Source organism: Microbacterium sp., from assembly GCF_047606685.1.
Taxonomy (GTDB): Bacteria; Actinomycetota; Actinomycetes; order Actinomycetales; family Microbacteriaceae; genus Microbacterium.
This window is the reverse complement of sequence record NZ_JASGEC010000018.1, coordinates 23813-34666: the sequence shown is the minus strand read 5'-3', so window position 1 is coordinate 34666 and position 10854 is coordinate 23813. Positions and strand designations below refer to the sequence as shown.

Below are 10854 nucleotides of genomic sequence, written 5' to 3'. Positions count from 1 at the left end.
TGCCGGACGGGCGGCGCTGCTCGCGGCTGCGGCGGCCGCGGTGGCCGCCGCAGGCGGCGGCCCCGCGTCATCCGAGTCGAAACTGGCCCGCGCGCTGGGCGCCTGAGGCACTCACGCTGACGCCGCCCCCGGCTTCGGGATGGGGCGGCGCCAGCTCAGGGAGCCCAGACTACTCCGGGCGCCTCGCTCGAAAGAAGGCTCGAATCGGGCCGGTCACATGTTGATCATGTGGCCCGCGAGGCCGTGGAAGGCCTCCTGCACGGCCTCCGACAGCGTCGGGTGCGTGTGCACGTTGCGGGCGGCCTCCAGTGCGGTGAGGTCCCACTTCTGCGCGAGGGTGAGCTCGGGGAGGAGCTCCGAGACATCCGGTCCGATGAGGTGGCCGCCGAGCAGCTCGAGGTGCTCGCCGTCGGCGATCAGCTTGACGAAACCGACGGGCTCGCCGAGGCCATTGGCCTTGCCGTTGGCCGAGAAGGGGAACTTCGCGACCTTCACGTCGTAGCCGGCGTCGCGAGCCTGCTGCTCGGTGAGCCCGAACGAGGCCACCTGCGGGTTGCAGAACGTCGCACGCGGCATCATCCGGTAGTCGCCGAGCGCCATCGTCTCGGCCTTCCCGATGGTCTCGGCGGCGACCACGGCCTGCGCCTCCGCGACGTGCGCCAGCTGCAGCTTTGCGGTGACGTCGCCGATCGCGTAGATGTGCGGGACCGACGTGCGCATGACGTCGTCGATCTCGATGGCTCCGCGCTCGGTGAGCTTCACGCCCGTCGCGTCGAGGCCGAATCCTTCGGTGTTCGGGGCGAAGCCGATCGACATCAGCACCCTGTCGGCGTCGATGGAGCCGGGGGCCCCGTCTTTGCCCGTGTGGGCAACCGTCACGTGGCTGCCGTGGTCGGTGACCGAGTCGACCTTCGTCGAGGTGAGGATGTCGACGCCGAGCTTCTTGTACTGGCGCTCGATCTCCTTCGAGACGTCGGCGTCCTCGTTGGGGAGGGCGCGGTCGAGGAACTCGACGATCGTGACCTTCGTGCCGTAGTTGGCCAGCACGTAGGCGAACTCCATGCCGATGGCGCCCGCGCCGACAATGACGATCGAGCCCGGCCGCTCGCGAGTGAGGATCTGCTCTTCGAAGGTCACGACGTTGCCGCTGAGCTGCACGCCCGGCAGCAGGCGCACCTTCGACCCGGTGGCGATGATCGCGTGGTCGAACGTCACCTCCTCCGTCGTGCCGTCCGCCTTGGCGACGGTGATGGCGTGGGGGCCGGTGAACGATCCGCGGCCCTCGTACTCGGTCACCTTGTTCTTCTTCATGAGGAAGTGGATGCCTTTGACGTGCGTCTCCGCGACGCGGCGGCTGCGGTCCCACGCCGCCCCGAAATCGAAGTGCGCATCGCCGGAGATGCCGAACAGGTCGGCTTTGTGCGTGAAGGTGTGCGCGAGATCGGCGTTCTTGAGCAACGCCTTCGACGGGATGCACCCGACGTTGAGGCAGACGCCGCCCCAGTACTTCTCTTCGATGATCGCGACGGAGAGGCCGAGCTGAGCGCTGCGGACTGCGGCGACGTACCCGCCGGGGCCCGCGCCGAGGATGACGACGTCGTAGTGAGGCATGGCCTCAGCATATCTGCGGTGTTCGCTACGGGGGCTGTCGGGCGGCGCGACGTGGACGTACCATGACGACAACGCGCCCAACAGGGCCAGAGAGCGAGGAGCGGAATGGACGCGATGATGATGGGGATGATGTCCAAGGGCATGATGCCGATGGCCGGCATGGAGAGCATGGACATGGCGATGATGCAGGCCTGTATGGACGCCTGCTCGGCCTGCGAGCAGGCGTGCACGGTGTGCTCGGCTCAGAGCATGGACGACGGAATGATGATGTCGTGCGCCGCGATGAGCATGAACTGCGCGGACATGTGCAACACGATGATGCGCGCCATGATGCGGCCCATGGGCATGGACATGGCCAGCATGATGGCGATGCTCGATGCGTGCGCGGCGATGTGCCGCGCGTGCATGGACGAGTGCATGGCGCACTCGAGCATGAGCGAGGTCTGCGCGATGTGCGCTCAGGCGTGCCGCGCGTGCATGGACGCCTGCATGCAGATGAAGAGCGCGATGGCGTGACCGCTACCGGCGCACGTTGAACCACTGGCGGCCCGCCGCCAGCACGCTGTAGCGCGCGTGCAGCGCGACGGGGTCGCCGGGCGCTGTCGCGCCCGCCGCGCCCGCGCGGTTCCACAGCGTGACCGTGTCGCCGTCGTCGAGCGCGTGAACGACCACGATGCCGGTTTCCTCGTCGACGTGCTCGACGATCGCGTCGCGCCAGTCGCTCGGCGTCGCCGAGGCGAGCCGGGACTGGATCAGGTGCAGCGCGTGCCCGGGGGCGAAGCTCGTGCACTCGTCGCCGTGCGCGCACATGCACGCTGTCACCTCGCGCACGTCGAGGGGCGGGATGCGACCGGCTTGACTCGACACGACGGCTCCTTTCGCCGAGGACTGCACGTTCAGATTAGGAGCGTCGGGGCGGGCCCTGCTGGCTCCGCGACACACGGCGAAACATTGGCGGGGCCCCGTCGTCGAGGCGCCGATCCCGAGCTTTTGGGGTCGTCGCGATCAGCTAGTCTGGACCGAGAGGAGGACGAGCGTGTCAGAAGCCGAACACCGCGGGCTCGATTCCGGCGGAATCCGTCGCGTGCCGGAGGGAACACCGGGCCGTGAGGGCACGCACGACACGACACAGACGTTCGGCCACGACTCCGATCTCTCCTTCGTGCCGTTCGGCAGCGAGCTGAGCGACATCGAGCTCGAAGCCATCGAGGCGCTTCCCGCGGGCGCCGCGCTGTTGATCGTGCGCTCCGGCCCGACCGCTGGCGCGCGCTACCTCCTGGACACGGATGTCACGACCGTCGGCCGGCATCCCGAAGCCGACATCTTCTTCGACGACGTCACCGTGTCGCGCCGGCACGCGGAGATCACCCGCGAGGGGCGCTCCTTCGAGATCATCGACCAGCGCTCGCTGAACGGCACGTATGTCAACGGCGAGCGCGTCGACCGCGGCGCGCTCGCCAACGGCGGCGAAGTGCGCATCGGGAAGTTCCGCCTCAACTTCTTCTCGTCGCCCGCCGACCTGCCGCAGGCAGCCGGCTGATGGCCGGCGCGTCAGCCCGCGAGCGCTCCTCGTCCGCGGGTCTTCTCAGTATCGGGCAGGTGCTCGCCCGGCTGTCGCCCGATTTCCCCGGGCTGTCCGCGTCCAAGCTCCGCTTCCTCGAGGTGCAGGGAATCGTGACCCCGTCGCGCACGGAGTCCGGCTACCGCACGTTCTCTCAGGCCGATCTCGAGCGCCTGCGGCTCGCGCTCACGCTGCAGCGCGACCACTTCCTGCCGCACAGCGTGATCCGCGAGTACCTCGCCGACCTCGACGCCGGCCGCGACCCGGCGGCGCCCGGCGCGGCGAGCCTTCCGACATCCATCGTCGCCACACCGCGCCGCTACCGCCGGGAGGAGCTGCTGTCGGCCGCAGGGGCCGCGCCGCAGTTGCTGAACGACGCGATCAGCACGGGAATGCTGGCTCCTGCCGAGGCCTACGGCGAGAACGCGGTGACGCTGTTGCGCGCGATGGTCGCCCTCGACCGGCACGGCATCGAGCCGCGCCATCTGCGCGCGCTGAAGCAGAGCGCCGAGCGCGAGGTGACGTTGATCGAGTCGGCGCTGTCGGCGTTGTTGCGGCGATCAGACGCCGCGTCGCGCGCCAAAGCGAGCGAACTGGCGCCGGAACTGGCGCGCCGGCTGGACGACGTGCGCGCCGCTTTCGTGAAGGCGGCGCTGGGCCGCGTGCTGGAGTGACGGCAGGGGCGGCTTCGCGACACGCCGACGCGTTCGCGCGGATGTCGTTGCCCGCGACCCCTCGCTGATCTAGCGTGGAACACACCCGAGGCAAGAGGAGGACCGGATGTCCGTGGGCGAACACGCCGGCGAACGGCCGTTTGCGACCGACCTCCTCTTCACGGACGGTCTGCCGCAGATGGACGACGAAGTGGGCTATCGCGGTGCGGTCGCAGCCCGCGCGGCGGGCATCACCTACCGCCAGCTGGACTATTGGGCGCGCACCGAGCTCGTCGAGCCGACCGTGCGCGGGGCACGCGGCTCGGGATCGCAGCGGCTGTACGGCTTCCGCGACATCCTGGTCCTCAAACTCGTCAAGCGACTGCTCGACACCGGCATTTCGCTGCAGCAGATCCGCACCGCGGTCGACCAGTTGCGCGCCGCCGGCATCCGCGACCTCGCCGGCACAACGCTGATGAGCGACGGCGCGTCGGTGTACTTGTGCACGTCGAACGACGAGGTCATCGACCTCGTGAGCCGAGGCCAAGGCGTGTTCGGCATCGCCGTCGGCAAAGTGCTGCGCGAGGTCGAGTCCGAGCTCGTGGACTTCGAGGCGCACGCGCCGGAGGCCGTCGACGAGCTTGCCGCTCGCCGCGCCGCCCGCACGGCGTAGCCGTCGGACCTACCTCGAGGCTTCGCCGGGCACCGGGATGCGCCCTGTGCGCATGACGCGGTCCAGGAGCGCGTCGAAGTCGGCCGCGAGCTCCTGAGCGGAGTCGCCCGGCCAGATGTGCAGCGGCTTGGCCGCGCCCTGCGCCTGCTGCAGCGACGTGCGCTCGGGCAGCTGCGGCGCGAGCACGAGCGGGCCGAACATGTCGCGCAGCTCTTTGATGCGGAACTGGTGCTCGATCGACTGCGGGCGCACCCGGTTCACGACGATGCCCAGAGGCTGCAGACGGGGGGAGAGCCCGCGCCGGATCTCCTCGATCGCGCGCAGGGCGCGGTCGGCAGCGGCGACCGAGAACAGGCCGGGCTCGGTGACCACGATCACGCGGTCGCTGGCCGCCCACGCGGTGCGCGTCAGGGCGTTCAGCGACGGAGCGCAGTCGATGAGCACGAGGTCGTAGTCGGCCTCGATCGTCGCGAGCGCCTCTTCGAGTTTCCAGACATCGCGCACGCTCGGGTGGGGGCCGTCGAAGTTGATCGCCGACGGGCTGCCGATCATGACGTCGATCGTGCCGGGATGCACCTTCGCCCACCCGCTGGAGGTGATCGCCTGGCGGACCACCTTCTCCTTCGGGTTGGCGAGCACGTCGGCAACGTTCAACCGCCCTGCGACCTGGATGTCCATCCCCGTCGACACGTCGGACTGCGGGTCGAGATCGACCACGAGCGTGCGGACTCCGCGCGCGAAGGCCGCCGACGCGAGGCCGAGAGTGACTGTCGTCTTGCCGACACCGCCCTTGAGCGAACTGACGCTGAGTACGTGCACAAACAGATACGTTACCGTCCCCTAGGCTGAGTCAGGAAAAGCCTCGCGGAGGTCGACATGTTCCAGAAGATCCTCGTGGCCAACCGCGGCGAGATCGCGATCCGCGCGTGCCGTGCCGCGTATGAGCTCGGCGCCCGCACCGTGGCCGTCTACCCGCATGAGGACCGCGGCTCGCTGCACCGCCAGAAAGCCGACGAGGCGTACGAGATCGGCGAGCTCGGACACCCCGTTCGCGCCTACCTCGACGTCGAAGAGATCATCCGCGTCGCGCTGAAGGCGGGCGCCGACGCGATCTACCCGGGCTACGGGTTCCTGTCCGAGAACCCCGAGCTGGCCTCCCGCGCCGCCGAGCACGGAATCGCCTTCATCGGGCCCTCTGCGCGGGTGCTGGCCATGGCGGGCAACAAGGTGACCGCGAAAGAGCACGCCATCGCGGCCGGCGTTCCTGTGCTCAGGTCGACCGACGCGTCCGACGACGTCGACGCGCTCGTGGCCCAGTCCGCCGAGATCGGCTTCCCCCTCTTCGTGAAGGCCGTCGCCGGAGGCGGAGGGCGAGGGATGCGGCGGGTCGCCGCCGCCGCCGAGCTGCCGCCGGCGGTCGCCGAGGCGATGCGCGAGGCCGGGGCCGCGTTCGGCGACCCGCGCGTGTTCCTCGAGCAGGCGGTCGTGCGCCCTCGGCACATCGAGGTGCAGATCCTGGCGGACGCCACCGGGCACACGGTGCACCTGTTCGAGCGCGACTGCTCCGTGCAGCGGCGCCACCAGAAGGTGATCGAGATCGCCCCCGCTCCGAACCTCGACGACGAGCTGCGCCGCCGCATCCACCGCGACGCGATCGCGTTCGCGCAATCGATCGGCTACCAGAACGCGGGAACGGTCGAGTTCCTCGTCGACACGGCCGGGGAGCGCGCCGGCGAGCATGTGTTCATCGAGATGAACCCGCGCATCCAGGTCGAGCACACGGTCACCGAGGAGGTGACCGACGTCGATCTCGTCCAGTCCCAAATGCGCATCGCCGCGGGCGAGACCCTGCGCGATCTCGGCCTCGACCAGGAGAGCATCACGATCCGGGGCGCGGCGCTGCAGTGCCGCATCACCACGGAAGACCCCGCGCAGGGCTTCCGCCCCGACACGGGACGCATCACGACCTATCGCTCGCCCGGCGGAGCGGGCATCCGCCTGGACGGCGGCACCACCGCGGCGGGCTCGCAGATCAGCCCGCACTTCGACTCGATGCTCGCCAAGCTCACGTGCCGGGGCCGCGACTTCCCGGCCGCGGTCGCACGCGCCAAGCGCGCCCTCGCCGAGTTCCGCATCCGCGGCGTCTCCACCAACATCCCGTTCCTGCGCGCCGTGCTGGATGACCCGGCGTTCGCGGCGGGGGAGGTCAGCACGTCGTTCATCGACGAACGGCCGCAGCTGCTCACCAGCCACACCTCGCGCGATCGCGCGACCAAGCTCCTTGCCTGGCTCGCCGACGTTACCGTGAACCGGCCGCACGGCGAGAAGCCGCTGTCGGTGTCGCCCGGCAGCAAGCTGCCCGAGATCGACCTGCTCGCCCCCGCGCCCGCCGGCGCTGTGGAGCGGCTGCGCGAGCTCGGCCCCGCCGGGTTCGCCCGCGCGCTGCGCGCGCAGACCCCGCTCGCGGTGACGGAGACGACCTTCCGCGACGCGCACCAGTCGCTGCTCGCGACGCGCGTGCGCACCCGAGACCTCGTGCGCGTGGGGCCGCACGTGGCGCGCATGACGCCCGAGCTGCTGTCGGTGGAGGCATGGGGCGGCGCGACCTACGATGTCGCGCTGCGCTTCCTGGCGGAAGACCCGTGGGAGCGACTCGCGGCCGTTCGCGAGGCCATCCCGAACATCCCGATCCAGATGCTGCTGCGCGGCCGCAACACGGTGGGGTACACGCCGCGTCCGGTCGAGGTCACCGACGCGTTCGTCCGCGAGGCCACGGCCACCGGTGTCGACATCTTCCGCATCTTCGACGCGCTCAACGACGTGTCGCAGATGCGGCCGGCCATCTCGGCGGTGCGGGAGACGGGAACCGCCGTCGCCGAGGTCGCCCTCTGCTACACGGCCGACCTGCTCGATCCCGCCGAGCGCCTCTACACCCTCGACTACTACCTGCGCCTCGCCGAGCAGATCGTCGAATCCGGCGCCCACATTCTCGCCATCAAGGACATGGCGGGGCTCATCCGTCCCGCGGCGGCCGCCACGCTCGTGAGGGCGCTGCGCGAGCGGTTCGACCTGCCTGTCCACCTGCACACGCACGACACGGCGGGCGGCCAGTTGGCCACCCTGCTGGCCGCCAGCGCAGCCGGAGTCGACGCGGTGGACGCGGCGGCGGCCCCGCTGTCGGGCACCACGAGCCAGCCGTCGTTGTCGGCGCTGGTGGCGGCACTCGCCCACACCGAGCGCGACACCGGCATCAGCCTGCAGGCGGTGAGCGACCTCGAGCCGTACTGGGAGGCGGTGCGCCACTTGTACCGGCCGTTCGAATCGGGGCTGCCGGGCCCCACCGGCCGCGTCTACCACCACGAGATTCCCGGCGGGCAGCTCTCGAACCTCCGCCAGCAGGCGATCGCCCTCGGCCTGGCCGACGACTTCGAGCTCATCGAGGACATGTACGCCGCCGCCGACCGCATCCTCGGCCGCATCCCGAAGGTGACTCCGTCGTCCAAGGTCGTCGGCGACCTGGCGCTCGCCCTGGTCGCGGCCAAGGCCGACCCGGCCGACTTCGAGCAGTCGCCGGGCAGCTACGACATCCCCGACTCCGTCGTCGGGTTCATGGCGGGCGAGCTGGGCGACCTGCCGGGGGGATGGCCGGAGCCGTTCCGCAGCAAGGTGCTGGCGGGCAGGCACGTCTCCATCGACATCCCGCCGCTCACGGACGCCGAGAAGGAGGGGCTGGCGGGGGATGCTGCGACGCGCCGCCGGGCGCTGAACCGGCTGCTGTTCCCCGGGCCGGCGAGCCAGTTCGAGCACACCCGCGAGACATACGGCGACCTGTCGACGCTGGGCACGCCGGACTACTTCTACGGGCTCAAGCCCGGGGAGGAGCACGTCGCCGAGATCGCTCCCGGCGTGCAGCTGTACGTGGGGCTGGAGGCGATCGGCGAAGCGGACGAGAAGGGCCTGCGCACGGTCATGACCACCCTCAATGGGCAGTTGCGGCCGGTGTACGTGCGCGATCGCAGCATCGAGGTCGAGACGCGCTCCGCCGAGAAGGCGGACACCACGGTGCCCGGACAGGTGGCGGCGCCGTTCGCGGGCGTGGTCACGGTCAAGGCCACGGCCGGGCAGGAGGTGTCCGCCGGCGAGCCGCTCGCGTCGATCGAGGCGATGAAGATGGAGGCGGCGATCACGTCGCCGGTGGCGGGCGTGGTCGAGCGACTCGCGATGACCGGCTCGCAGCAGGTGGAGGCGGGCGACCTTTTGGTTGTGGTCCGCCCCTCGCACTAGCCTGGACAGGCATTACACCCTCGCCAGACCTGGAGTAGCAGCGTGGCACCCGACCGATACGGCCACGAGCCGGACGACGAGAACGAGCACGGCATCCTCGCCGACACCGGCAACGTCGACACCGCGGGCATCGGGATCATCGGCCGCACGGCCCACCTGGATGTGTCGATGCCCGCCTTGTCAGACGACGATGACCTCTACGAGGACGATGTCGTCGACGACGAGGTGCGCATCGCCGATCTCGTGCTCGATCTCGACACGGACTCGATCTCGGTGCACACCCCGCACGAGACGGCGCCCGAAGTGGAGGCGGAGCTCGAGCCCGAGGAGGATGCGGACGTTGAGGCGGAGCCGGAGCCGGAGATCGAGCCGGAGGAGGAGGCCGCTGAGCCTGAGCCGGAGCCCGAACCCGAGCCCGAGCCGGAGCCTGAGCCCGAGCATGAGCCCGAGCCTGAGCCCACGCCGCCCCTGACCACGGCCTCGCCCACGCCGCCTGCGCCGGCACGGCCCGCAGCGGCCGCTCCCGCGCTGCGCGCGGACGCCCACCAGGTCGAGCGGGTCCGCACGCGCCACGAGGTGGCGCTCGCCTCGAAGCGGCTCGGCGAGCTCGGCGACTCGGGGCGCGAGACATCCGATCTGCTCACCGCCGACCGCCTGCTCGACCCGCACCAGGTCGTGCGGCCCGAGCCGGAGGGGGCGTGGCCGCAGTTCGTGTACGCGATCTCGGGCAGGCGCATCAACCTCGGCGACAGCCGGCCCGCCCGCGAGCGCAAGGCGCTGGACCAGCGCATCGCCGCGCCGCTTCCCGGCGGCGCGCGGTTCGTGGCGGTGATGTCGCGCAAAGGCGGCGTCGGCAAGACCACGGTGACGGCGTTGCTCGGCATGGCGCTGGCCGACGCCCGCGAAGACCGCGTGATCGCCGTCGACGCCAACCCCGACCGCGGCACGCTGGCCGAGCGGATCGCGCGGCCCAGCGGCAAGACGGTGCGAGACCTCGTGCGTGCCAGTGGCAGCGTGGCCGGCTACAACGACATCTCGCAGGTGGTCGCGCGCGACGAGACGCGGCTCGACATCCTCGCCTCCGACTCCGACCCGCGGGTCTCGGAAGCGTTCAACGACGACGACTACCGCGAAGTGGCGGCCATCGCCGCCCACTACTACTCGATCGTGCTGACCGACACGGGCACCGGCGTCGTGCACTCCGTCATGGGCGCGACGCTCGACCTGTCCGACCAGCTCGTCGTCGTGGCAGGTCTCAGCGTCGACGAGGCCCGATTGGCGAGCGAGACCCTCACGTGGCTCGAGGCGAACGGGTACTCCGACGCCGTCCGCGACACGGTCGTCGTGCTGAACCAGGCCCGCCCTGGCACACCCGTCGTGCGCGCCGACGAGCTGGAGACGCACTTCGCCTCGCGCGTGCGCGCGGTCGTCCGGCTCCCGTACGACCCGATGATCGCGGCGGGCAGCGCGATCAGCTACCGCGAGCTTTCGCCCGCGACCCGAGCCGCGGCCCGGGCGCTGGCGGCGATCGTGGTCGAGGGCCTGCGATCCCCGGCGCGCACCGTCTGATGGCCATCCGACCCATCCGCCTGTTCGGCGATCCTGTGCTGCGGGCGCCGTGCGCCCCCGTCGGCTTGGTCGACGACGGCGTGCGCGCTCTCGTCCGCGACCTGCTCGACACTGTGGAGCCGCCCGGCCGGGCCGGCGTCGCCGCGCCGCAGATCGGCGTCGGCGTGCGCGCGTTCAGCTACAACATCGACGGCGACATCGGCTACATCCTCAACCCGGTGCTGGTCGAGGTGCGCGGCGAGGCGGAGCCAGTGGGGGAGGGATGCCTCTCGGTGCCCGGCCTGTGGCACGATGCGCTGCGCCACCCGTGGGCGCGCGTCGAGGGCGTCGACCTCGACGGCAACCCGGTCGTGCTCGAAGGCGAGGGCTTAATCGCCCAGGCGCTGCAGCACGAGACCGACCACCTCGACGGAAAGCTCTACCTCGACCGTCTGACCCCCGAAGACCGCCGCGTCGCGATGCGCGAGATCCGCGAGTCTGCCTGGTTCTGACCCCCGAGGAAA

Annotated in this window: 10 protein-coding genes; 7 read left to right on the top strand and 3 right to left on the bottom strand. The window is 70.7% G+C overall.

The window, feature by feature from the left end:
- Positions 1-213: 213 nt before the first annotated feature.
- Entirely contained in the window at positions 214-1611 is a 1398-nt protein-coding gene (gene lpdA, locus QM611_RS02545; RefSeq protein ID WP_415078332.1) for a dihydrolipoyl dehydrogenase, read from the bottom strand.
- Between the two features lie 105 nt (positions 1612-1716).
- Between lpdA and QM611_RS02540 the strand changes: the two genes are divergently transcribed.
- Complete coding sequence (locus tag QM611_RS02540; protein ID WP_415078331.1) at positions 1717-2127, top strand: hypothetical protein; 411 nt, start codon at positions 1717-1719, stop codon at positions 2125-2127.
- 3 nt (positions 2128-2130) lie between these two features.
- Here the strand turns inward: QM611_RS02540 and QM611_RS02535 are convergent, their stop codons facing one another.
- Positions 2131-2478 (bottom strand): hypothetical protein, encoded by a 348-nt coding sequence (locus QM611_RS02535; protein WP_415078330.1) that lies wholly within the window; start codon positions 2476-2478, stop codon positions 2131-2133.
- Positions 2479-2686: 208 nt separating this feature from the next.
- Here QM611_RS02535 and QM611_RS02530 point away from each other — a divergent pair, with 208 nt between their 5' ends.
- The 3 genes from QM611_RS02530 to QM611_RS02520 all read left to right on the top strand — a co-directional run bounded on the left by QM611_RS02530 (position 2687) and on the right by QM611_RS02520 (position 4498).
- Positions 2687-3151 (top strand): FHA domain-containing protein, encoded by a 465-nt coding sequence (locus tag QM611_RS02530; RefSeq protein WP_415078335.1) that lies wholly within the window; start codon positions 2687-2689, stop codon positions 3149-3151.
- On the top strand, positions 3151-3846 hold the full coding sequence (locus QM611_RS02525; protein ID WP_415078329.1) for a MerR family transcriptional regulator: 696 nt from the start codon (positions 3151-3153) through the stop codon (positions 3844-3846). The genes QM611_RS02530 and QM611_RS02525 overlap by 1 nt, the downstream gene beginning before the upstream one ends.
- A 106-nt stretch (positions 3847-3952) precedes the next feature.
- Positions 3953-4498 carry a MerR family transcriptional regulator gene (locus QM611_RS02520; RefSeq protein ID WP_415078328.1) on the top strand — a complete coding sequence of 182 codons (546 nt, stop codon included), beginning with the start codon at positions 3953-3955 and terminating at the stop codon, positions 4496-4498.
- 9 nt (positions 4499-4507) lie between these two features.
- Here the strand turns inward: QM611_RS02520 and QM611_RS02515 are convergent, their stop codons facing one another.
- Positions 4508-5317, bottom strand: coding sequence for a ParA family protein (locus tag QM611_RS02515; protein ID WP_415078327.1), 810 nt, complete (start codon positions 5315-5317; stop codon positions 4508-4510).
- Positions 5318-5374: 57 nt separating this feature from the next.
- On the opposite strand from QM611_RS02515, the gene QM611_RS02510 reads away from it, so the two are divergent.
- The 3 genes from QM611_RS02510 (at position 5375) to QM611_RS02500 (ending at position 10842) form a co-directional block, all read left to right on the top strand.
- Positions 5375-8782, top strand: a complete 3408-nt coding sequence (locus QM611_RS02510; protein WP_415078326.1) for a pyruvate carboxylase — start codon at positions 5375-5377, stop codon at positions 8780-8782.
- 168 nt (positions 8783-8950) lie between these two features.
- On the top strand, positions 8951-10351 hold the full coding sequence (locus tag QM611_RS02505; protein WP_415078334.1) for a MinD/ParA family ATP-binding protein: 1401 nt from the start codon (positions 8951-8953) through the stop codon (positions 10349-10351).
- Positions 10351-10842, top strand: a complete 492-nt coding sequence (locus tag QM611_RS02500; protein ID WP_415078325.1) for a peptide deformylase — start codon at positions 10351-10353, stop codon at positions 10840-10842. Before QM611_RS02505 ends, QM611_RS02500 begins: the two co-directional genes overlap by 1 nt.
- The last annotated feature ends 12 nt before the right edge of the window (positions 10843-10854 follow it).